Below are 21,717 nucleotides of genomic sequence, written 5' to 3'. Positions count from 1 at the left end.
TTCGGGTGGGTGGTGTGAGAGGTGGGCGGCGCTGCGGCGGGGTGCCGGTATCCGGGGAGCGGGGCGACCCGTTAGGCTGTCGGTCGTGCCCTGGATTGATCGGGGCGAGCGCGGGCGTAGCTCAATGGCAGAGCTTCAGTCTTCCAAACTGACGGTGCGAGTTCGATTCTCGTCGCCCGCTCCAAGTGTTCCGGCCCAGGTCAGCGGCATGATCGCCGAGCCTGGGTCGTTTCGTTTCCCGCCGTTGTCGATCTTGTGGGCCGTCCGCGTGCCATCGGTGGTCCACGCCGGTGGGCCGGCTGGCTGCGGACAGTCTCCAGACCATCGGGGTCGGGGCACTCACGGCAAGCGACTCCGATACCCCCAGCGCATCGACGTTCCCCGTATCTTCCCCTCGTGCATGACGAACCGACGCCGCCAGGGCTCGGCAAGCGCGGGTCGACGTTCGATGACCTCGCCGCTTTCCTCCAACAGCCTGATCCCGGTGGGTACCCAGTCCAGGCCGTACGCGAGTGTGTGTGCCGCTCGTGCGGGGGCCGGTCGTTCGAGGTAGCCGTCATGGAAGAGGAGAACGCTGCTCGGCGGACCTGCCTCACATGCGGGCAGCACGAGTTCATCGCCGACAGCGAGGAGTACTGGGACGACGACACCGAGCTCGAGTGCTACTGCGCCTGCCCGTGCGGCAGTGAAGAGTTCGCGGCTGCCGTCGGGTACTCGCTGCGTGAGGACGGGGATGTCCGGTGGGTCTTCGTCGGGCTCCGTTGCCTGACCTGTGGTGGGCTTGGCATCTACGAGGACTGGAAAATCAGCTATGGCCCAAGCGCGTTCCTGCTTGACCGAGCCTGAAGATTTCTCCGCTTCTCACTCCTTGCGGTTCCAGCCGGACGCCAAACGTTCGTAGGCGACTCTGCCGGCCCAGCAGTATCCCGTGTGGTCCGGAGGGTTTCCGCATGCCCGGCAGACCTGGTTGACCAGGCGGTGTCGGAGCAGGACGGACCTCATCTCGGCGCGCTCGACCTCTTCCGGGATCGGCACCGGGCCAGGGTCACGCAGCGGGTAGAGGCTGGGCTCTCGCTCTGGCAGTGGCTCGATGTCATCCGAAGACATCGGTGCCGTCCTCCGGGATGGGCCGGGGCGGGCCTGCTGTCCGGTAGAGGGTCTTGCGGTGTCGTCGGTACTGCACGATGGTCAGCACCGCCCTGCGAAGCAGCGGGCAGAGCCCGTCCGGCTCGCAGCGCCAGCACCCGCCGAGCCGATGCACGTCCACGACCAGTACGGCAGCCATTACGCGGACATCAGGTCCGTAGTGGCCGTAGTCCGGCGAGTCGTCCGGCGACCCGCCTCGGGTGCCCATCGAGTGCCGTCCGGACGGGACCGGACCCCCATCGGCCGAACGTTGAAGCATGGGTAGTACGGCCAGCCGCAGGCACACCGGACCCGCCACGGGCGCCAGAACTTCCGAACAGGACGATGCGGGATCGGACCCACAGAGATCATCTCCTCGCGCCATGGGCGTATCCCCTGGTCCGGACCCTAGCTTTATACGTGTAATACGTCTAGCTCATACGACATGTTCACCTCGTACAGGTCGTACCGGCTGATCTGTACGCCTAGATCGTCTTCTAGGTTGTAGTCATGATCGACGAGATGTCGCCGACGCCGTTCTACGTGCAGCTCGCGGACCTGCTCGCGAAGCGCATTGAGGACGGCGAGTTGGAGCCAGGGCAACTACTGCCCAGCGAGGCGCACATCCAGCAGCAGTACGGAGTGGCTCGCGGCACGGTACGGGCTGCGCTGAAGCTGCTCCGCGAGCGCGGACTGATCGTCACGATGCCGCAGCGAGGCAGCTACGTCCGGCGCAAGTAGGGATCAACCTTGGCCGAGTTTCACCCGGCCAAGGCGGGAGGGTGGTCAGAAGCGGCCGGGGACCGCGGAGTAAAGCGCCGCGATGTTGGCGTCGGCAGCGCCTCGGCCGCCCCAGAAGCTACTTCGCGGATTGAACTGGACGGTGCTGCCGTCGCCTCGCCGGACGGTCACGTAGGAGTTGCCGGTGTAGACACCGCCGGTGTGCCACCGGGAGAAGTTGTCCTTCAGCGCGACGTTGTCCAGCGGCTCCGTCCAGAGCAGACCCTTGTCGCCCACCGACGCGTATCCGCTCTTGACCACGACGAGCCTGTGCGTGGTCACGCCGACCACTCGACGCCCCAGACCACCACCCGTGTAGGCGGAAAACGCTAGGCGGATCTTCTCACCGGCGTCGACGTACCGGGACACGATCTCCATCTCGTGCGACGTCACATCGGTCTCCAACCGCGAGGACGGCGTTTCGAGGTAGCACCAGGGCTCGGAACCTCGGCGGTCGATCCGGCACTTGCGGAGCCGGCCGCCTACCCGTACGGCCTGGCCATTGTGGACCTCTGGACGGCACAGTGTCCAGGCCAGCACGGACCGTACTCGGGACATCTGCTTGCCCTCCTGGACGCCGAGACACAGTTCCGGTGGATGCCGCGACCGGGCATCGCGCCTGGCATCGATCCCGGCGAACCGACCGGACCTGTGTCTACCCGGTGGTCAGCCGCCATGGCGCGTAGACGAACCGGATCAGCAGCGCCGCCGCCAACGTGAGCCGGGACAACGACGGTTCCCACCACCGGTCCAGAGCCGAGCGTAGGGCGGCGCGATGGCCGCTCGGGCGCGCTTGTGGACTCCCGGGCCGCCCGGCAGGGCGCATCACGGTCCGGAAGATCTCCGGAACTTTCGGCAACAGCGGCCCGGATCCCGATCCTGCGACTGACGCTCTGCCAGGTCAGACCTGAGCCGCAGCGACCAACTCTGGCCGCTGGCCAGCAACAACGTGTCCACACGCGAATCTCTGGCCGAGACCAGGTTTCCACAACGTTTCCGAAAGTTGTTGACAAGGCAACGACGTCGGTTCAATACTGACGCCATCGACGGAGCTCTATCGCCGTCGATACCACCCACCGCGGCCCGCTCCCTCCGGTCGTCGTGCAGGACGACCGGCCCACCCCCACCGCGTGGTACGACGCCGACGTCCGGTGGCCGCCCGTTGGCCATCAGCCGCACCGGGTCGTACCGCGCCGCTGGCCTCCCGCCAGCCGCCACAAGGAGGACCCACGTACATGAACGACATGAACCACACCCCCACCAGACCGAGAGGGCGCAACCGGATCCGGCTGCTCCTCGGCGCCGCCTGCGCGGCAGTGCTGGCCGTCGCCGGCACGATGGTGCTGGTCCCCAACGCGTACGCCGAGGCTGACCGGCAAGTCTGCTCGAACACCACCGGTACGCACAACGGGTTCTACTTCTCGTTCTGGAAAGACAGCGGCGACGCCTGCATGGTGCTGCGCGAGAACGGCCGGTACTCCAGCTCGTGGAGCAGGAGCACCAACAACTGGGTCGGCGGCAAGGGCTGGTCCAGCGGTAGCCGGCGCACCGTCAGCTACTCGGGCACCTACAACCCGGGCAACAACAACACCTACCTCGCCCTGTACGGATGGACGCGGAACCCGCTCATCGAGTACTACGTGGTGGAGAACTTCGGCAGCTACAACCCGAGCAGCGGCGCCACCCGGATGGGCACCGTCACCACCGACGGCGGCACCTACGACATCCTCCGCAGCCAGCGGGTGAACCAGCCGTCGATCGACGGTACCGCCACGTTCTACCAGTACTGGAGCGTCCGGCAGTCGAAGCGCAGCAGCGGCACCATCACCTTCGGCAACCACATGGACGCCTGGGCCCGCGCCGGCCTGAACCTCGGCAACAGCTGGGCCTACCAGGTCATGGCCACCGAGGGCTACCAGAGCCAGGGAAGCTCCGACATCACCGTCCGGGAGGGCGGCGGCAGCAACCCCCAACCCACCACCACCGGCCCGGGCAACCCGGGAGGCGGTAGCTGTTCGGTCAGTGTGAGCCGCGCCGAGGACTGGAGCGACCGGTTCAACACGACCTTCTCGGTCAGCGGTGCCAGCAACTGGGTCGTCACCATCCGCACCAACGGCAGCCAGAGCCTGCAGAACAGCTGGAACGCGTCGGTCAGCGGCACCAGTGGCACCATCACGGCACGCCCGAACGGCAGCGGCAACAACTTCGGCATAACGCTCTACAAGAACGGCAACAACACCACACCAACCGCGAGCTGCGCGACCGGCTGATCGGACGCGCGCGACAGGGTGGGGTGCCGGCGGGTGGTCGGCACCCCACCCGTCGTTCCGGACGACCGCCACCGAGGAGGCCGGCATTTCGACGGTACGACGGCTCGCGGTCAAGCCAGACCGAGGCGTTGCAGGGCGAGCGCCACGAAGCCGCGCGGGGCGCGGGTCCACCCGGGAATCTCGTCGGGCAGGCTGCTCCCGTAGGCGTCGACGAGGCAGGTCAGCGCGATATCGGGAACGGCGTGACCGTTGCGGTAGGCCAGGGCGACCGCAGCGCTGACCGAGACGAGGCTGTCACCGGCGACCAGCCGCTCGCCTGCGGCAAGACTCTCGGCTGCGGCAAGGCCGTCACCGGGGACGAGGTTGCCACTGGGAACGAGGCTGTCACCGGCGACCTGGCCGCTGCCGTTCCTGGCGACGTGGCCGCTGCTGGCGATGACGGTGTGGCCGCTGCTGGCGACGAGGAGGGCGGTGAGGTGCCGGTCGACGTCCGGACGGGTGTCGGGAGAGTGTGCGATGGTCAGGTTCGCGCTGGCCCGGACGCCCACCCGGTCGGAGGGTACGGCCAGCAGGGCGGCCAGGGTGGCGTCGGTCGCCGGGAACCAGGCCAGCAGGGCGGCGGCTCGCGCGGCGACTCCCGGGTCCGGATCGGCGAGCCACCGCCGGTAGCTGTCCACGTGCTCGGCCGCAGCCCGGTACGCCTCGGCGGCCCACCGGACCACCGCCCGGTCGGCAAGCAGCGAGAACGCGTCGTCGTCGAACGGATCGTCCTCGTGGTACACCCGCCGTACCACCTCGGCGATCTGGTCCTCGGTGAGCGCGGCACCGGCGGCGAAGGCCCCGACGTGGTCGAAGGGCAGCCGGTCGTCCCGCAGGTCCCCGATGGCGATCCTGGTCAGCAGTTGCGCGATCGCGGGGCGCCCCGGTGTCCGGGGATCGTCGACCAGACCGACGAGGAACGGGACGACGTACGCGCTGGCCTGCCACCGGGTGCCCTGGTGGCAGACGTTGCCGAACAGTTGCCCCAACGCCTGCGCACGAGCATCGGGGTCCGGATCCCGCAGCGCCCGCAGTTGTCCCGGCACGTCGACCGCCGGCCCGTACGCGTGATAGAGCCGTGCCCAGGCAATCCGCTCCAGGTTGCCCGAACCGTCGACGGCTAGCCCTGCCATTCCTCGGCGAGCAGTCCGTAGACGACGTTGTCCGCCCAGGTGCCCTTCGTCCAGTAGTCCCGGCGCAGGTACGCCTCCCGGACCATGCCCACCCGTTCGCACAGCCGCGCGGATGCCTCGTTCCGGGCGTTGAGCTGCGCGATCAGGCGGTGCATTCCGCAGTGCCCGAAGGCCACGCCGATGAGGGCCCGAACCGCCTCGGTGGCGAACCCCTGGCCCGACACCGCCGGGTGGAAGGCCCAGCCCATCTCGCCCCGGGACAGCGTTTCGTCGGCCGGCCACAGGATCAGGTCGCCGACGACCTCGCCCTTGTGCTCCACCACCAGCGCCAGCCGGGACTCGATGCTGGTGATGCCGGTGTAGTCGACGCGCTTGCCGACCATCTCGGCGGCGAACTCCCGCGACCACGGCTCCCACGGGATGTAGCGGGCAACGACCGGATCGCTGTAGTACGACAGCAGCGCGTCCACGTCGTCGGCGCGGTACTGGCGAAGCAGCAGTCGCTCGGTGCGGATCGGCAGGACGGGTTCGGACATGCCCCCCAGTATCGACGTTGCCGACCGCCGGCCCGACAGGGCATGCACCAGAGTCCCCGACACTGCGCTAGGGCGGCGGACCGGCTATCCGACCGGCACCGGCTCGCGGGCGGGCGGTCGGGGGGCCGGCCGGCGGCGCCCGACAAGCAGGGCCAGGCCGGTGACGCAGGCGGCCGGGATCAGGGCGTACCCGCTGAAGGCCAGCACGGCGACGACCGCGACGAACGCGACGGCGGCGACCGCCCGGAGTGCTCCGGTCAGCAGTCGGACGGCGGCGGCGGTGCAGCCGAGGTACACCACCAGGAAGAAGGTGGTCGGCACGTTGACCAGCCCGGCCAGGCTGAGCACGCCGGTACCCAGCAGTCCGATCAGCCCGGCCCCGACGGTCAGCAGGACGACGAGCAGCCACGGCGGCAGGGTGTCCCGGGTAACAACGTCCAGGGCAACAACGTCCCGGGCGGCGGCCTCGCGCGCGGCGGCGGCCTCGCGCGCGGCGGACTTCCGGGCGGCGCGGCTCGGGGACAGCGAGCGGGCCAGGGTGCCGGCGCCGGAGAGGTACGCGAGGACGGCGCCGACGGTGAGCACCACCGCGCCGACTGCGGCGACGGCCGGCCCGACCGGTCCGACCGCGAGGGTGAGCAGCGCGGCCAGCGGCACCGACGTGCTCGCCCCGGGGCCGAGCGCGGCCACCGTCACCGCCCCCAGCGCCAGGTAGATCACGGTGGTGGTGCCGAAGGCGATGCCGATGACGACCGGGAGTTGCCGGCGGGGCCGGGCGAACCGGTTGGTCAGCGGGGCGATCGCCTCCCAGCCGACGAACGCCAGCATCAGGGTCGAGGCCGCCGGACCGATCGCTGCCCAGCCGTGCGGCGCGAACGGCCTCCAGTTGGCGCCGCTGCTCGCCGGTGCGGCCCCGACGACCGCGCCGACGACGATCGTGACGAGCAGCACGACCAGGCCGAACTGCACCGTCGCCGAGGTGCGGACGCCACGCAGGCTCACCGCGAGGGTGCCGAGCAGCAGGACGGCGGCGGTGGCGCAGGCGAGCCGGAGGTCGCCGCCGAGCAGTTCGGGGACGTAGTTGCCGCAGGTGACGCAGACGATCGGCGCCCCGCTGACCACCCCGGCGAGGAAGCACCAGGCGACCGCGCGGCCGGCCCGGGTGCCGAGACCCGCCTCGGCGTACGCCCGGACTCCGCCGGCCGACGGGTGACGGACGCCGAGGGCGGCGAAGACGACCGCGAACAGGCCCGACGCGACCAGCAGGCCGGCCCAGGCCAGGATCGACGCCGGTCCGGCCCGGGTCACGGCGAGGCCGGGCAGGAGCAGCAGGCCCGGCCCGAGCAGGGCCCCGATGTAGAGGGCGGAACCCCGAAGAACACCGAGATCCGGTACGACAGAAGCGCGCTGACGGGTCATGCGACGGAGTTTCGCAGCGCGGGCGCGGCACACGATGGCAAAGATGCGCGGATGCTCATCCTCCCACGCAATAATATTGCGCCGCCCCCGTCGGCTACGGCAGCATGTGCCGATGGCTGCGTACGACTCCACCGACCGGGCGATCCTCGACCGGCTGCAGAGCGACGGGCGGATCGCCAACGTCGACCTCGCCGAGGCGGTCGCGTTGTCCCCGTCGGCCTGCCTCCGCCGGGTACGTGCCCTCGAACAGGACGGGCTGATCGCGGGTTACCGGGCCGAACTCGACCGGGCCCGGCTCGGCCTGGACCTGACGGTCTTCATCGAGCTTCGGGTCGGGGAACACTCCCGGGAGACCGCCGCCCGGATCGAGGCGGTGCTGACCGGCATCCCCGAGATCGTCGCCTGCCACGTGGTCTCCGGTTCCGCCGACTTCCTGGTCGAGGCGGCGGTGGCCAACCTCGCCGCGTACGAGCGGCTGCTGATCGATCAGATCCTGGCCATTCCGGCGATCGTCGACGCCCGCAGCACCTTCGCCATCCGCACGGTGAAAACCCGTGGACCGCTCCCCCTCGCACAGTTGCGCTGAGCCGCCCGGCTGTTTTCCCGCCGACGGATTCGCGGGACAATTCACGGGTGATCTCATTCGTGATCTGTGCCCGGGGCGAGCATCCGGAAGTGCTTCGGCGTACGGTCGACGGACTGCGGGCGACCAGTCCGGGCGGGGAACGCGAGATCGTGGTCGTCGACGACGGGAGTATCGATCCGGTCGGCCCGTTGGGGCCGGGTGTGGAAGTCGTCCGCAACTCCGTGCCGGCCGGGGTCTCCGGGGCCCGACGACAGGGTTTCGCGCTCGCCGGTGGAGAAGTGCTCGTCTGTCTGGACGCGCATATGACCTTCGACCCCGACTGGTTGACGCACATGCTCGACCACGTCGATTCCGGCGCCCTGTTGTGCGCGTCGTTCTGGGACTACGAACGTACGGTCGGCGGTTTCTACGGCGCCGACTTCGAGTGGTGCGGCGTACGCGACTACGCCGCCGGGCACAGTCCGGGCTTCCGGCCACGGCACCGCGTCCGGTACCCGGGGCCGGGCGCCTCCGACGTGCCGATGGTGCTCGGCGCCTGCTACATGATCCGGCGCACCAGCTACGACCTGCTCGGCGGCTTCTCGCCGCTGTTCCGGGTCTGGGGGGCCGACGAGCAGGACCTCTCGGCCCGGGCGTGGCTGGCCGGGATCGGCGCCCGCTGCGTCGCCGACGCCCGGGTGGGCCACCTTTCGCGAAAGAGTTTCCCCTATCCGGTCTACTACGACCACGTGGAGTTCAACCAGCTCGCATTTCTGCGCAGCGTGTTCGACCATCGTACGGTCGAGGCACTGGAGCGGTCGTTCGAGCCGCTGTCGGATCCGGTGCGTAGCTGGCTGGCGGAGGCCGGGACAGGGCGGTGGCGGGCGGTGGTGCAGCGCACCCGGCAACTGACCGACCGGGAACTCTTCGCGCGCATAATGCCGGGCGCCCGGTTGCCCGTCCAACATCGTCGAGCGTCTCCGTCGGATCAGGGACACCGGCACGATTGAGTATTGATTTGACATTCAGCGGAAAATAGTTTCGGGACGTCGCTGGCCACGCCGGCCACGCAACGTCCGGACGGTGATCCCCATGCCCGACAACGACTTGGCGAGAATCGCGAGAGAATTTCAGCTCGAATATCCGATAGCGACCAAGTCAGAGTTCGTCGAGCAGATGTCCCGTTCCCCGGAAGTCACCTTCCGCGGCGTCGCGTACGAGACGCGGTTCGCGGCAGCGCTGATTCCCGGGTTCTTCTTCCCGATCAGTTCGGCGGACGACCTGATCCGGAAGGCGACCGAGCTACTCGCCACCCGGGGTCTGCGGGTGCCGGCGCCGCCGAGCACCGGAGCGACCCGGCGGCCCGGCGGCAGACCCGACGGACCGGCCAGGTCGATCGAGGAGATCCTGGCCGACCTCGAAACCACCATCACCGACCCCACCGTCGACGAGACGGACCGGCACCGCATCGAGGCGCTCGACGTACTCACGCACGCCTTCGAGTTCGTCGGCCATCCCCAGGCACTCGAACTGTGGCGCGCGGCCGTCGCCGGCCACCTCCCGGCCACCACCAGAGACACCGTCGGCACCATGCTCCGGTACATGAAACAGGCGATCGACCGCGGCGACTGGGACGCCGTCTCGGCGGTCTGCGACTGCCTGTTCGACCTCTACCACCCGGAAAGCCCTCGGGTGCACATCGGAGGCATCCGGCGGACCGCGCCGCCTGCCTGACCACCGCCATCCGATCCCTGCCCGACCACCGCCATCCAATCTCTGCCCGACCACCGCCATCCGATCCGGTGAGCCGAAGGAGGCCACTCGTGATGCCCAACGACGACTTCGAGGACTTCACCCCGGACGATCTCCGGTATCTGAACCTGGCTCTGCGGGCGTTCCCGGGGGTCGCCGACGGGCTGCGCGCCGTCGTCGACGTCGCCGCCCGGCTCCGGTTCCCGGTCGAAGGGGCCGACGCGCTCCGGGCGGCCATCGACAGCGGCGGTGTCCGGCTCGGCAGCCAGGAGATCCCCGTCGCGCAGCTACCCCAACTGATGCCCGAGTTCTACTTCCCGATCGAGTCCGAAGAGGACTTCGTGGCGAAGGTCGCCGACGCCTGTGCCCGGCAGCGGGAGCCGTACGGGCCGAACATGCCGGCGGTGACCCTGATGGAGGCCACGGCGGAACGACGGGGTGACCCGCCCCGGATCAGCGAGGCGGAGATCCTCCGTCTCGCCGGATTCCGGCCGGACGAGGACGGCCCGGCGTCTCCCGGTGCCGGCTCGCCGGGCGTCGGCGGACTGACCAAACGTGGCCGGGAACGGAGGTGAGTCGCCATGTGGATCCACGTCTTCGACTGCAACACCCAGGCACCGATCCTGAACGCCTGGTTCAGCGTCGCCGCCTACAACGCCGGTAACGGCTGGTACGACATGCAGATCGGGCTCGGCCAGAACTTCGGCGTCGGCGCACCCGGTTACTACACCCTCTACGGCAACACCGACTACTACGAGTCGATGTGGGCGAGCCTCTGCCCGCAGCCTCCGCCGCCGCCGACGTACGGCGACTGTTGGTCGTGACGATGCCGCCCGCACCGTCGGGCGGCACCTCCGCCGTAGCGGCCCCCGGCTGGGTCCCGAGCCGCTACGGCGGAGCGATGTCGACCCGGCACGTGGCCGCGGCGGCCCGAACCGCCCTGTCGGCCCGGGGCTTCCGCCCCGATCTGGCCACCCTCGGCCGCAGCGTCGCGGCCGAGGTGGCCCGCCGGGAGGTACTCGTCGACACCGTCCTGCCGGCCCGCTGGCCCGACCTGGCCAGGGCGTGGCGGCAGACCACCGGCCCGTTGGCCGAACGGCTTCCGGCGATGCTGGCGCTCGGCGAACGGCACGCCCGCCTGCTGCACCGGATCGCCGGTGGCACCGCCGACGACGACCCGACCGACCCGAGTGCTCCGACCGACCCGAGTGCTCCGACCGATACGAGCGCTCCGACCGACACGAGCGCTCCGACCGACGACGACTCGACTGGCACGAGCGACTCGACCGACACGAGCGACACGAGCGACCCGAGCGACTCGGTTGCCGACGACGGTCCGAGCGATCCGAGCGACCGGACCGACAGCGTCGCGACCGACGTCGGGCTGCTCGGCGGGCTGTTCAACGCCACCATCGCGACGATCGACACCGTCGGCGACGCCGGAGACGGGCGGCTCCTCGCCGCGCTGACCCCGGAGGCGCTGAGCACGCTGCTCGACGGCGGGACCGGGCGTATTGCGACCCTCGACGGCTTCCGCCGCCGGGCGTACGACCATCCGTCGGCGCGGGTGGCGGTGGAGTTGATGGCTGCCTGGACGGCGCTGGCGGGCCGGCTGCTGGCCCGGTACCGGAACGAGCCGGCCTGGGTACTCCTCCGGGGCACGCTGCACTCGCTGCTGAAGGCGCAGCGGACGGTGACCGGTGCGGCGGCCGGGACAGGTCCGCAGGTACCCGGACTGCTGGCCGCCGCCCGGCTCAAGTCGGCGGGGCCGTCGACGGCGATCGCCCAGATGGTGGCCCTGGCCCGGCGGCCCGGCGACCCGCCGCCGGAGCTCCTGTACCGCGCCGCCCGCCGCCTCGGCACGGTTTTCTGCCTCGCCGACGACCTCGCCGACCTGGTGGACGACGCCCGCGCCGGGCGGCCCAACGTGCACCTGCTGTGGGCGCGGCCCGGCGGCGGACGCCTCTCCGACCCGGCGGTCTACGCGACGATCGACCGCGCCGCCGCCGAACTCGGCGAGGTCGTCCGGCCGACCGGCGGACCCGACGACGAGTTCGCCGCCGAACTGGTGGCCCGGTGGCTCCGCTGGGACGACCATCAACGGAACCCCGCACCGCCGGTGCTGCTGGCCGACGGCGACGACCGGGCGGCCCGGGCGGCCGTGACCCGACTGCTGGCCGATCGGGCGGCCGGCCACCCCGGTGCGCGGCACGCGCTCACCCTGCCGGTCGGCCGGGTCGGCGCCGAGCGGACCGAGACCCACTCAGATCTGCTGTTCGCCCGGGCGGTCGCCCTGGACGCGCTGGTCGACGCGTACGACGCGGGGCTGCCGGTCGGACCCGACGTGCTCTGCGCGGAAGCTATCCAGTTGCTGCTCGCCAAGCACCCGGGCGTCCGGGGCGGCTGGAACTACCTGGGCAGCCTGCCGGAGCTGCCGCCGGACACCGACGACCTGGCCCAGGTGATGCAGGTACTGGCCCGGCTGGGCGGGCGCCCGCTCGCCGCCGCCTGCGACGAGGCCGTCCGGGTCGCCCTGGACGGCGGCGACGGCACCGGGGCCGTACCGACCTGGATCGTGGACCGTCGCCGGGGCAGCGCCCTCGACCTCGCGATGGCCCGGTTCGTCGAGGTCGTCGGCGGTGGCGGGGTGCATCCGGAGGTCGTGGCCAACCTGCTCGTCGCGCTGTCCCGGACGGATCCGGTCCGGTACGCCCGGGTCATCGCCTCCGGTGCCCGCTACCTGGCCGGAGCCCAGCGCGCCGACGGCTCCTGGGCCAGCGCCTGGTACGCCGGCCCGTACTACGGCACGTTCCGGGCCGCGTCGGTGCTGGCAGCGGTGCCGGGCTGGCCGGAACAGTGCGCCCGGGCCCGGGACTTCCTCGTGGCACGGCAACGGCCCGACGGCGGCTGGGACGGTAGCAAAAGTCGGGACGGTGCTGACGGTCGGGGTAGCGAGGGTCGGGACGGTGACGCTGGGGAGCGGGCGAGTCTGGCTACCGCGTTCGGCGTACTCGGGCTCTGTGCGCTGGACCCGGTTGGTTGCCGGGACGCCATCGCCGCAGGTGCCGATTGGTTACGGGTCGCGCAGCAACCGGACGGCGGATGGCCGGCCGGACGGTGGATCGAGTTTCCGACCCGGGACGGCACGGTGTCGTACCGCAGCCCGACGGCCACCACCGCGTTCTGCCTACAGGCGCTGCTGGCGGCGGCCCGGGCCGGCGGTACTCCGGTGGGGCCACGGTGACCGCGCTGACCCGGTTCGCCGACGACGTGGCGGTGCTGGTCCGGGGTGACGACGCGGTACTGCTGCGGGACGGCGTCGAACTGCTCCGCGTGCCCGGTGCCGGTCCGGCCGCCGAGTGGCTGGCCGGATGGTCGACGCGACCGTGGCACCGGCAGGAACTGGCCGGCGCACCGGCGGCGGTACGCGACCTGCTGGCGCTGCTGGAACGGCACGGGGCGGTGGTCGCCGACCCGCTCACCGCGCACCTGCTGGACCTGCACGGCCGAACCGTCGGCGGTCACCTCGACCTGCCGGCGGTGCCCGGTGCCGACACCGCCTTCCAGGCCCGGGAGGCCGGCAGCGGGCCGATCGTCCGGCTGCCGCCACCCGCACCGGGCAGCACGCCGCTCGGCCGGGCCCTGCGGGACCGGCGGTCCGCCCGACGCTTCGGCACCGGCCCGATGCCGCTGGAGGTGCTCGGCACCCTGCTCGGCGCCGGCGCGGGAACCGTGCCCGACAGCGCAGACGCCACCGGCCGCGCGAGCGGGCCCGACGACAGAGGCGAACCCGACGGCGCGAGCAGGCCCGACAGCAGGGGCGAGCCCAGCCGCGCGAGCAGGCACGACGTCAGAGGTCAGCCCGGCGGCAGAGACGAATTCGACGGCAGCGAGCAACCCGACGGCAGGGACGAAGTCGACGGCAGGGACGGAGTCGACGGCGCGAGCTGGTTCGGCCGCGCCCATCCGTCCGGGGGTGGGCTCTGTCTGGTGGAGACGCACGTCGTGGCGGTGCGGGTCGCGGGACTGCCGGCGGGCGGGTACCGCTACCTGCCCCTCGCCCACGCACTGTCCCGGCGGGCGGGCGCGCCCCCGGCGACCGAACCGGCCCGCTGGCTGCCCGAACTGCCGCCCGGAGACACCGGCGCAGTGGTACTGCTCACCGTGGACTTCGCCCGCCCCGGCCTGGCCCGGTACGGCGGCAAGGCGTACCGGCTCGCGCTGTTGGAGGCCGGGCACATCGCGCAGAACCTGCTGCTGCTCGGTACCGCGCTCGGGGTCGCCGGGCGGCCGTACTGCGGGTACGACGACGAGGCGGCGGCCCGCGCCGCCGGGCTCGGACATCCGACCGAGACGGTGGTGTACGCCGTCGCCCTCGGCCCCGCCCCGGAACCGTGCCGGCCGAACGCGCTCACCTCGGCAAGTCAGGTGCCGGACGGGCGGACGGCGGACGGGCGGGGCTGAGTGGACGGGTGGGTCTGAGTGGACGGGGTGGCGGCGGAGCTGGTCCGGCGGCTCGGGATGGTGGTCAGCGACGATCCCCGCCCCGGACCGGTGGGACCGGCGACCGCCGCCGCACATGCCATGATCAGCGTCGACGGAGAGACCGTGCGGGGCTTCGGTGCCGGGCGTACCCCGGAGCGGGCGCGGACGGTCGCGGTGTGGGAGTGCGTCGAACGGTGGGCGCAGTTCGGCCGGTCCGCCGCCGAGGCATCCGGGAGCAGTTACCCGGCACATGTGACCCGGGACAGTTACGCGGCGCTGGGCGAGGTGGCGATACACCCGTCCGACCTCGGCCTCTACGCCCAGGCCCAGTACCGGCGGCCGGACTTCGGGCTCGCCGCCTTCGACGAGCGGGCGCCACTGGAGTGGCTGCCGGTGAACGAGCTGGTCACCGGGGCACAGCGGCTCGTACCGGTGGAGTTCCTCCATCCACACGCCCCGCTGCGCCGGCCCGCACTGGTCGCCGAGACGTCGAGCGGATCGGCGGCGTACCCCGATCCGGACCGGGCCCGCCTGGCGGCACTCTGCGAGGTGGTCGAGCGGGACGCGGCGATGCTGCTCTGGCACCGCCGCCCGGCGGCACGGGTCGTACCCCTCGGGGAGCTGCCGGACCGCGCGGGCCGGGCGATGACGGACCTGGCCCGGGCCGGGTACGTCGGCCGGGTCGCCCGGATCGACCAGGACGTCGCCGTACCGACCGTGCTGGCGATCGCGTTGCGCGGCCGGTCCTTCCGGTACGGGCTGGGCACGCATCCGGACCCGGACACCGCGACGGAACACGCCGTCGTCGAGCTGGGCCGGGGGCTGCGTGCCGGTACCCGGCCGGACCGCTACACCCATCTGCCCCTCGACCAGGTACGCCGGCCCGCGCAGCACCGGGCGCTCTACGACGACGGCCCGCTGCACGACGTACTCCGGACGTTCCTGGCCGACACGCTGGTCTCCGGCGTGCGGCCGAGGCGGGCCGGACCAGGACCGGCCGTGGGCGACGTCGAGCGGCCGGGCGTCGACGAGTTGCCGGCCGACCCGCTCGACGCGGTGCTCGGTGCTCTCGGCCGGCACGGGCTGGCCGGCTACTCCTACGACCTGACCCCGCCCGAGCTGGCCGACTGCGGCGTCAGCGTGGTCCGGGTACTCGTGCCGGGTCTGATCCCGCTCTCGTTCGGTTATCGGCGGCTGCGGCTCGGCTGCCGACGCCTGGTCGGCGGAACCGCCCCGGGCCGGCTCAGCACCCTGCTACCGCACTTCATGGGCTGACCCTCACCCGTCCCCCGACCCCCTCGCCACTCCGCTGACCCCTCTCCACTCCCCTGCGCCGTGGCCGGGCCCCTGATCCCTGGCCGGCCCCCTGATCCTGAGCGGGTCCGGCGATCCTGCGCGGGTCCGGCGTCGCCGGGCAGCGGGAGGGGTCGGTCGCGCAGTCGTGAATTAGGCTGCCCCGCGCCGACCGGGTACGGCATCCTGCTGTCACGGTGTCACCGTTGGTGACCCGGGTCAGGAGGTGCGGCCGACGATGGCGGTGGAGCTGCTGCTCTTCGGCGACGTGCAGGCCCGGGTCGACGGTCGGACGGTCGACCTCGGCCATGCCCGGCAGCGGTGCGTACTGGCGGCGCTGCTGGTCGACGCCAACCGGATCGTGCCGACCGACCGACTGCTGGACCGGGTGTGGGGCGAGGAGCGGCCCCGGCACGCCAGGAACGCCCTCTCCGGCTATATCTCCCGGCTGCGGGCCCTGCTCGGCACGACCGGCGAGATCGCGATCATCCGCCGCTCCGATGGATATCTGCTGACGGTCGATCCGGACGCGGTCGACCTGCACCGCTTCCACCGGCTGCTGGAGCGAGCCCGCACCGCAGCCCGGCACGCCCGGCACGACACGCTCAAGAACCACCTCGAACAGGCGCTGTCGCTGTGCCGGGGCGAGCCGTTCGGCACCCTCGACACGCCGTGGCTGGCCGGGCTGCGTACCACGATCGCGGCGGAGCGGCTGGCCGCCGAACTCGACCTGGTCGATCTTGCCCTGGCCGCCGGCCGGCATGCCGAACTCCTCGCCGAGCTGGCCGCCCGCGCCGGCAGGCACCCGTTCGACGAGCGGATCGCCGGACAGGTGATGACCGCGCTGTACCGCTGTGGCCGGCAGGCCGACGCGCTCCGGCACTACCAGGACGTCCGTACCCGGCTGGCCGAGGAGCTGGGTATGGATCCGGCGCCGGCACTGCAACGGCAGTACCAGCAGATACTCACCAACGACCCGGCGTTGGACCCGCCGCCGGCAGCAGAGCCGGAGCCTGTGCGGGACTTTACCGAAGGCACCGACGGCACCGACGGCACCGACGGCACCGCGACGAGTCCGACGCCGACGGTGCCCCGGCAGCTACCGGCCCCGCCGGCCGCGTTCACCGGCCGGGAGTACGAGCTGACCGAGCTGGACGCCGTGCTCGATCCGGCATCGGACGGCAGTGTGCTCGACCCGGCACCGCAGGGCAGTACGACGGCGGTGGTCTCCGGCTCCGCCGGGGTGGGCAAGAGCGCGCTGGCGGTGCACTGGGCGCACCGGGTCGCCGACCGTTTCCCGGACGGGCAGCTCTACGTCAACCTGCGCGGCTTCGACCCGGACGGCGTGCTGGTCGGCGCCGAGGAGGCGGTACGCGGCTTCCTCGACGCGTTCGGCGTCCCCGCACGGCGGATCCCGGTCGGGCTCGCCGCGCAGACCGCGCTGTACCGGAGCCTGGTCGCCGGCCGGCGGGTACTCGTGGTCCTCGACAACGCCCGGGACGCCGCGCAGGTCCGCCCGCTACTGCCCGGCGCGGCCGGCTGCGCCACGGTGGTGACCAGCCGGAACCGGCTCGCCGGCCTGGTCGCGATCGACGGCGCCCGGCCGGTCGGACTGGACCTGTTCAGCCCGACCGAGGCCCGCCGCTTCCTGGCCCGTCGGCTGGGAGCCGACCGGGTGGCCGACGAGCCCGCCGCCGTCGACGAGATCACGGCCCGCTGCGCCCGGCTGCCGCTGGCGCTGGCCGTGGTGGCCGCCCGCGCCGCCGCGCACCGGGGCTTCCGCCTCGCCGACCTGGTCGCCGAGCTACGCACCGCCGGCGGCAGCCTCGACCCGTTCGACGGCGGCGAACCGGCCGCCGACGTCCGGGCCGTCCTCTCCTGGTCGTACCGGGCGCTCAGTCCCGCCGCCGCGCGACTGTTCCGGCTGGTCGGACTGCATCCCGGGCCGGAGCTGACCACGCCGGCCGCAGCCGGTACGGCGGGGCTGGCCGCGTCGGCGGCACGGCGGCTGCTGACCGAACTCGCCCAGGCACACCTGCTCGACGAGCGGTCGCCGGGGCGGTACTCGCTGCACGACCTGCTGCGGGCGTACGCGGTGGAGCAGGCCGAGGTCGAGGAGGTCCCGGCCGAGCGGCGGGCGGCTGCGGGCCGGCTGCTGGACCACTACCTGCACACCGCGTACGCGGCCGACCGGCTGCTGTACCCGCACCGGGACCCGATCGTGCTTGCCGAGCCGGTACCGGGTGCCGGGCCGGAACCGTTCGCCGAGCAGGCCGGCGCGCGGGCGTGGCTGCGTGCCGAGCACCGGACGCTGCACGCCCTGGTCGACTGGGCGGGCCGAACCGGGTTCGACCGGCACTGCTGGGAGCTGGCCTGGAGCCTGACCAGCTTCTTCAACCTCAGCGGGTACTGGCACGACCAGGTGGCCGTGCAACGGACCGCGCTGGAGGCTGCGGCGCGGGTCGGCGACGAGGCGGCGCAGGCACACGTACACCGGAATCTCGGGCGGGCCCAGACCCAGCTCGGCCGGCTCGACCAGGCCCGGACCCACCTCGCCGAGGCGTCCCGACTGTTCGTGGCGGTCGGCGACCGCGCCAACCAGGCCCAGACGCGGGTGAACATCGCCCGGATCCTGGAGCAGCAGGGTCGGCACCTGGAGGCGCTGCACCACGACCAGCGCTCGCTCGACCTCTACCGGGAGTGCGGGCACCTGACCGGGCAGGCCCGCGCGTTGAACAACATCGCCTGCATGCTGACCCGGCTCGGCGAGTACGACCAGGCCCGGGAGCTGTGCCGGCAGGCGCTCCGGCTGAACGACGAGATCGGCAACCGGCACGGCGCCGCCACCAACTGGCAGAGCCTCGGCTATCTCGACTGCGCCGCCGGGGCGTACCGGTCGGCGGTCGCCGGCTGCCGGCGCGCGCTCGACCTCTTCGACGAGGTCGGCGACCGGGCCGGCGCGGCCGAGACGCTGACCTGCCTCGGCGAGGCACTGCGGGGCAGCGGCGAGATCCGCGCCGCCGTGCGGGCGTGGGAGCGGGCGCTGCTGCTGCTCGACGAGATGGGTCACCCGGACGCCGGCCTGGTCCGCCGGCACCTGCTCGCGGCCCGGGACGCGGGTGGCGGGCCGGTCGAGGCGGCGGTCGCCGTGAAGCCGATCTGAAGCCGCTGGTTGGCAGACGTCGGGCGCGATCGCCGTGAAGCCGATCTGAAGCCGCTGGTTGGCAGACTTCGGGCGCGGTCGACGGTTCGGACCGCTGCGCCGGACGGGCGGGGCAGCGCGCGCCTGGTTTCGGTGGCAGAGGACCGGTGGCAGCAAGTACCGGCTGACCGGGAGGAGACGACATGGAAGCCTCGTCGGCCGGCGTCGTGCGGGCCGGGTTCCCGCGCTGGCACGCCGTGCTGCACCGCTGGCCGAGCCTGCTCGGACTGGCGGTGGCCGTACCGCAACTGGCGCTCGGCGTGGACCGTGAGACGGTCGCCATCGTGGTCTGCGTGGCCACGCTGTGCTACCTCGGCGCCGCCGCGTTCGACCGGCCGTGGGTCGCCTGGGCGGCGATCCCCGGCGCCAGCGTGGTGGTGACGGTCAGCAAGATCACTGGCCTGGCCTGGTGGGCCGGTACCGGCATCGCCGCACTCGCCCTGGTCGTCGTCGGACTGGTCAATTGGGCACCCCGGCCGGCGTTCACCGCACAGGTCTGGGCCCTGATCGGGTACGGCGGCCTGGCCGTGGCCGCGCTCGCCGTCGCGCCCCGCGCCGGCCTGGTACTCGCCGGGCTGGTGCTGGCCGTGCACGGAGTCTGGGATCTCGTCCACTACCGGCGCGACCGGGTGGTCCCCCGTTCGCTGGCCGAGTTCTGCATGCTGCTGGACCTACCGCTGGGGATCGGCGCCGTCGTCCTCGCCTTCCTCGACTGACAGCCGCGACGACCGGAGTCAGGAGCCAGAAGTCAGGCCCGGGGGTCGACGCGAGGAGACGGGTTCAGGAGTCCGGAGTCAGGAGTCGGGTTCGGGTTCGGAGGTCGACGCGAGGAGGCAGGGTCAGGAGTCAGGAGTCGGGGTCGGGCGCTGTCGCGGTGAGACCACCGTCGGCTCCGGCTTCGCCGCCCGGTCTGACGCGTCTGCGTAGTCGTGGATGGTTCAGCACGATGTCGACGGCCGCGTCCAGCGTCCGCCGCTGCGGCCGGCCGTCCACCGGCAGCACGTGCCAGCCCCACTCCCGCGCCGCCGTCCGGTACTCGTCCGCCATCACCGTCTGGAACCGCAGGTACGACTCTGGTCCGGTCTGGCCGGTCAACCCGAGGTCGGCGCCGGGCTCGACCCGCCCGGTCTGCGACACCCGCCACCGGTACGCCAGTTCGGGATCGGCGTCGAGCAGGATGCCGACATCCGGTTGCAGGTACGCGTCCGAGTAGGCCGCCCGCACCGCGTCGACCAGGGTGTCCAGCGCGCCGGACGGTACGGCCGGGTCGGGCATCCGCTGGGCGAGCCGCAGCGTACGGACGACGTTCTTCAGCGGGAAGCTGTCCGACACGCAGACGGCGCCCCGGAGCAGGGCCGGCCGGATCACCTCGGCCCGCAGCAGGTAGTGCCCGGCGAACTCGACGAGCGCGGAGACGACGACGCCGGGCTGCCGGACCCCGGCCGGGCCGGCGGGCAGGTCGGCGCCCATCCCGGCGAGGCCCGACGAGGCGAAGGCGGACGACACCGCGTCCTCGGCGGGCCGGCCGTCGACCGTGCCGCCCGCGTAGAACAGCCGCCATGCCTCCAGCGCCAGCAGTTCCAGACTGGACCGGGGATAGCCGGCCGGCAGGCCGGTGCGGGACAATGCGGTGGTCAGCCCCGGATCCACCACCTCCAGGCCGGCGGCGCCGAGTGTGGCCCGGAGTTGCCCGGCCAGGGTGGTCTTGCCGCAGCCGTCGATCCCCATTAGCGCGACGGTCACGCCGTCGGACGTCATCGCCGCCTCCACCTCCGTGGCTCGGGCCGGACCGCCCGGGTGCCCGGTGCCCAGCCTGCGTCCCCCTCCGGCTACCAGCCGCGCAGCCGGGGCCAGACCTCCGCGACGGCACCCGTGGCCGGGTCGAGCACCTGGTACTCGTCGTGCTGCGCGCCGGTCGCGCAGGCGTGGATCGGCAGGATCCGGACCCGGGTACCGACCGGCAGCTCGGGCAGCGCGGCCGAACTGCCCGGCCGGACGGTCAGGATGCCGTGCTCCTGGCTGGCGTCGGTCATCAACAGGTCCGGACAGAGCGGCCCGTCGAGCCGGGCGACCAGCCCGTACCCCTGGTCGACGGGCTGCTGGGCGGTACCCCGGTCGCGCGAGGTCGCCATCCAGCCGCCGTCGGTGACGATCCAGCCCCGCTCCGGCTGGTGGCCGATGACCGTGACCACCACGGACATCGCCAGGTCGTCGACGGTGCAGACGCCGATCCCGGCCATCACCAGGTCGAAGAAGACGAAGTTGCCGGCCCGGACCTCGGTGACCCCGGTCAGATCTGCTGCGAAGTGCGCGGTCGGGGTCGAGCCGACGCTCACCACCGGCGCGGCGAACCCGGCCGCCCGGAGCCGCTCCGCGACGCGTACGCCGGTGGCCCGCTCGTGCTCCGCCGCCGCGACCAACTCCGCCCGGGACCGACAGTGGTACGACCCACCGGCGTGCAGCAGCACACCCCGGGCCTCGGCACCGCCCCGTTCCAACGTCTCGGCGATCCGCACCGCCACCGGGTCGTCGGGGCGTACGCCGCTCCGGTGCCCGTCGCAGTCGACCTCGATCAGTGCCGGCACCCGTACCCCGGTCCGGGTCGAGACGGCGGCCACCGCCTCGGCCTGGGCGACACTGTCGATCAGCACCTGGAGGTCCACCCCGGCGCGGTGCAGCGCGACGACCCGGTCCAGTTTGTGCGGGGCGAGACCGACCGCGTAGAGGATGTCCGAATAGCCGTGCGCGGCGAAGACCTCCGCCTCGCGCAGTGTCGACACGGTGATCGGCCCCGGCTCGCCGTCGAAGAGCAGCCGGGCGACGGCCAGCGACTTCGCCGTCTTCACGTGCGGGCGCAGCGGGGTGCCCAACCCGGCCAGCCGGGACCGGAGCCGGGCGACGTTCCGGGCCACCCGCTCCGGGTCGACCAGCAGGAACGGCGTCTCGGGCTGGCCCTCGGCGGGCCGGACCTCGCCGGCCAATGCCGGACGGGCGTCCTGGGTCAGGGACACGACGACTCTCCTTCTGCGATGCGCGACCAAGTTTAGGCTGGTCCGCGCCGCCACCCCCGGGGCCGGCCGGAGCCCGCCGCGCGGCCCGACCGACCACCCCCGGTCCG

Annotated in this window: 20 protein-coding genes and 1 tRNA gene; 14 read left to right on the top strand and 7 right to left on the bottom strand. The window is 72.4% G+C overall.

The window, feature by feature from the left end; genetic code table 11:
* Window positions 1-110 precede the first annotated feature (110 nt).
* Window positions 111-184, top strand: a tRNA-Gly gene (locus Pen02_RS35010).
* Window positions 185-396: 212 nt separating this feature from the next.
* Window positions 397-846, top strand: coding sequence for a hypothetical protein (locus tag Pen02_RS35005; RefSeq protein ID WP_203870448.1), 450 nt, complete (start codon window positions 397-399; stop codon window positions 844-846).
* A gap of 247 nt (window positions 847-1,093) precedes the next feature.
* Here Pen02_RS35005 and Pen02_RS35000 read toward each other — a convergent pair whose 3' ends face one another.
* Window positions 1,094-1,285, bottom strand: a complete 192-nt coding sequence (locus Pen02_RS35000; protein ID WP_203870447.1) for a hypothetical protein — start codon at window positions 1,283-1,285, stop codon at window positions 1,094-1,096.
* A 350-nt stretch (window positions 1,286-1,635) separates the two neighbouring features.
* Between Pen02_RS35000 and Pen02_RS34995 the strand changes: the two genes are divergently transcribed.
* On the top strand, window positions 1,636-1,866 hold the full coding sequence (locus Pen02_RS34995; protein ID WP_203870446.1) for a GntR family transcriptional regulator: 231 nt from the start codon (window positions 1,636-1,638) through the stop codon (window positions 1,864-1,866).
* 45 nt (window positions 1,867-1,911) lie between these two features.
* Here the strand turns inward: Pen02_RS34995 and Pen02_RS34990 are convergent, their stop codons facing one another.
* Window positions 1,912-2,298, bottom strand: a complete 387-nt coding sequence (locus tag Pen02_RS34990; RefSeq protein WP_203870445.1) for a hypothetical protein — start codon at window positions 2,296-2,298, stop codon at window positions 1,912-1,914.
* An 851-nt stretch (window positions 2,299-3,149) separates the two neighbouring features.
* Here Pen02_RS34990 and Pen02_RS34985 point away from each other — a divergent pair.
* Window positions 3,150-4,175, top strand: a complete 1,026-nt coding sequence (locus Pen02_RS34985) for a glycoside hydrolase family 11 protein (protein WP_372445731.1) — start codon at window positions 3,150-3,152, stop codon at window positions 4,173-4,175.
* A gap of 110 nt (window positions 4,176-4,285) precedes the next feature.
* Here Pen02_RS34985 and Pen02_RS34980 read toward each other — a convergent pair whose 3' ends face one another.
* The 3 genes from Pen02_RS34980 to Pen02_RS34970 all read right to left on the bottom strand — a co-directional run bounded on the left by Pen02_RS34980 (window position 4,286) and on the right by Pen02_RS34970 (window position 7,302).
* Complete coding sequence (locus Pen02_RS34980; RefSeq protein WP_203870444.1) at window positions 4,286-5,347, bottom strand: hypothetical protein; 1,062 nt, start codon at window positions 5,345-5,347, stop codon at window positions 4,286-4,288.
* The gene (locus Pen02_RS34975) at window positions 5,335-5,883 is read right to left on the bottom strand and encodes a GNAT family N-acetyltransferase (protein ID WP_203870443.1); all 549 of its coding nucleotides are present in this window, start codon (window positions 5,881-5,883) and stop codon (window positions 5,335-5,337) included. Before Pen02_RS34975 ends, Pen02_RS34980 begins: the two co-directional genes overlap by 13 nt.
* A gap of 84 nt (window positions 5,884-5,967) precedes the next feature.
* Window positions 5,968-7,302 carry an APC family permease gene (locus Pen02_RS34970; RefSeq protein ID WP_203870442.1) on the bottom strand — a complete coding sequence of 445 codons (1,335 nt, stop codon included), beginning with the start codon at window positions 7,300-7,302 and terminating at the stop codon, window positions 5,968-5,970.
* A 112-nt stretch (window positions 7,303-7,414) separates the two neighbouring features.
* Here Pen02_RS34970 and Pen02_RS34965 point away from each other — a divergent pair, with 112 nt between their 5' ends.
* The 10 genes from Pen02_RS34965 (at window position 7,415) to Pen02_RS34920 (ending at window position 19,315) form a co-directional block, all read left to right on the top strand.
* Entirely contained in the window at window positions 7,415-7,888 is a 474-nt protein-coding gene (locus Pen02_RS34965; RefSeq protein WP_203870441.1) for an Lrp/AsnC family transcriptional regulator, read from the top strand.
* Window positions 7,889-7,935: 47 nt separating this feature from the next.
* Complete coding sequence (locus tag Pen02_RS34960; protein WP_203870440.1) at window positions 7,936-8,877, top strand: glycosyltransferase; 942 nt, start codon at window positions 7,936-7,938, stop codon at window positions 8,875-8,877.
* 82 nt (window positions 8,878-8,959) lie between these two features.
* On the top strand, window positions 8,960-9,601 hold the full coding sequence (locus Pen02_RS34955) for a hypothetical protein (RefSeq protein WP_203870439.1): 642 nt from the start codon (window positions 8,960-8,962) through the stop codon (window positions 9,599-9,601).
* A gap of 92 nt (window positions 9,602-9,693) precedes the next feature.
* Entirely contained in the window at window positions 9,694-10,194 is a 501-nt protein-coding gene (locus Pen02_RS34950; protein WP_203870438.1) for a hypothetical protein, read from the top strand.
* 6 nt (window positions 10,195-10,200) lie between these two features.
* Complete coding sequence (locus Pen02_RS34945; protein ID WP_203870437.1) at window positions 10,201-10,443, top strand: hypothetical protein; 243 nt, start codon at window positions 10,201-10,203, stop codon at window positions 10,441-10,443.
* 77 nt (window positions 10,444-10,520) lie between these two features.
* On the top strand, window positions 10,521-12,863 hold the full coding sequence (locus tag Pen02_RS34940; RefSeq protein WP_203870436.1) for a prenyltransferase/squalene oxidase repeat-containing protein: 2,343 nt from the start codon (window positions 10,521-10,523) through the stop codon (window positions 12,861-12,863).
* A complete protein-coding gene (locus Pen02_RS34935) occupies window positions 12,860-14,083 on the top strand; it encodes a SagB/ThcOx family dehydrogenase (RefSeq protein WP_203870435.1) in 1,224 nt (407 codons plus the stop codon). The genes Pen02_RS34940 and Pen02_RS34935 overlap by 4 nt, the downstream gene beginning before the upstream one ends.
* An 18-nt stretch (window positions 14,084-14,101) precedes the next feature.
* Window positions 14,102-15,379 carry a YcaO-like family protein gene (locus tag Pen02_RS34930; protein WP_203870434.1) on the top strand — a complete coding sequence of 426 codons (1,278 nt, stop codon included), beginning with the start codon at window positions 14,102-14,104 and terminating at the stop codon, window positions 15,377-15,379.
* A gap of 256 nt (window positions 15,380-15,635) precedes the next feature.
* Window positions 15,636-18,560, top strand: coding sequence for an AfsR/SARP family transcriptional regulator (locus Pen02_RS34925; protein WP_203870433.1), 2,925 nt, complete (start codon window positions 15,636-15,638; stop codon window positions 18,558-18,560).
* Window positions 18,561-18,742: 182 nt separating this feature from the next.
* Window positions 18,743-19,315 (top strand): hypothetical protein, encoded by a 573-nt coding sequence (locus tag Pen02_RS34920; protein ID WP_203870432.1) that lies wholly within the window; start codon window positions 18,743-18,745, stop codon window positions 19,313-19,315.
* A gap of 130 nt (window positions 19,316-19,445) precedes the next feature.
* Here the strand turns inward: Pen02_RS34920 and Pen02_RS34915 are convergent, their stop codons facing one another.
* Window positions 19,446-20,357 (bottom strand): nucleoside/nucleotide kinase family protein, encoded by a 912-nt coding sequence (locus Pen02_RS34915; protein WP_203870431.1) that lies wholly within the window; start codon window positions 20,355-20,357, stop codon window positions 19,446-19,448.
* Between the two features lie 71 nt (window positions 20,358-20,428).
* Window positions 20,429-21,610 carry an alanine racemase gene (locus tag Pen02_RS34910; protein ID WP_239141784.1) on the bottom strand — a complete coding sequence of 394 codons (1,182 nt, stop codon included), beginning with the start codon at window positions 21,608-21,610 and terminating at the stop codon, window positions 20,429-20,431.
* Window positions 21,611-21,717 lie beyond the last annotated feature (107 nt).

The organism is Plantactinospora endophytica, from assembly GCF_016862915.1.
GTDB classification, from domain to species: Bacteria; Actinomycetota; Actinomycetes; order Mycobacteriales; family Micromonosporaceae; genus Plantactinospora; species Plantactinospora endophytica.
Note: the sequence above shows the minus strand (reverse complement) of the source record. Positions and strands in the feature narration are given on the sequence as shown.

Bases quoted from the DNA above. Each gene is read 5' to 3' on its own strand.
- Pen02_RS35000 (WP_203870447.1), bottom strand. From the start codon at position 1,285: ATGGCTGCCGTACTGGTCGTGGACGTGCATCGGCTCGGCGGGTGCTGG.
- Pen02_RS34995 (WP_203870446.1), top strand. From the start codon at position 1,636: ATGATCGACGAGATGTCGCCGACGCCGTTCTACGTGCAGCTCGCGGAC.
- Pen02_RS34985 (WP_372445731.1), top strand. From the start codon at position 3,150: ATGAACCACACCCCCACCAGACCGAGAGGGCGCAACCGGATCCGGCTG.
- Pen02_RS34980 (WP_203870444.1), bottom strand. From the start codon at position 5,347: ATGGCAGGGCTAGCCGTCGACGGTTCGGGCAACCTGGAGCGGATTGCC.
- Pen02_RS34975 (WP_203870443.1), bottom strand. From the start codon at position 5,883: ATGTCCGAACCCGTCCTGCCGATCCGCACCGAGCGACTGCTGCTTCGC.
- Pen02_RS34970 (WP_203870442.1), bottom strand. From the start codon at position 7,302: ATGACCCGTCAGCGCGCTTCTGTCGTACCGGATCTCGGTGTTCTTCGG.
- Pen02_RS34965 (WP_203870441.1), top strand. From the start codon at position 7,415: ATGGCTGCGTACGACTCCACCGACCGGGCGATCCTCGACCGGCTGCAG.
- Pen02_RS34955 (WP_203870439.1), top strand. From the start codon at position 8,960: ATGCCCGACAACGACTTGGCGAGAATCGCGAGAGAATTTCAGCTCGAA.
- Pen02_RS34950 (WP_203870438.1), top strand. From the start codon at position 9,694: ATGCCCAACGACGACTTCGAGGACTTCACCCCGGACGATCTCCGGTAT.
- Pen02_RS34945 (WP_203870437.1), top strand. From the start codon at position 10,201: ATGTGGATCCACGTCTTCGACTGCAACACCCAGGCACCGATCCTGAAC.
- Pen02_RS34940 (WP_203870436.1), top strand. From the start codon at position 10,521: ATGTCGACCCGGCACGTGGCCGCGGCGGCCCGAACCGCCCTGTCGGCC.
- Pen02_RS34925 (WP_203870433.1), top strand. From the start codon at position 15,636: ATGGCGGTGGAGCTGCTGCTCTTCGGCGACGTGCAGGCCCGGGTCGAC.
- Pen02_RS34920 (WP_203870432.1), top strand. From the start codon at position 18,743: ATGGAAGCCTCGTCGGCCGGCGTCGTGCGGGCCGGGTTCCCGCGCTGG.
- Pen02_RS34915 (WP_203870431.1), bottom strand. From the start codon at position 20,357: ATGACGTCCGACGGCGTGACCGTCGCGCTAATGGGGATCGACGGCTGC.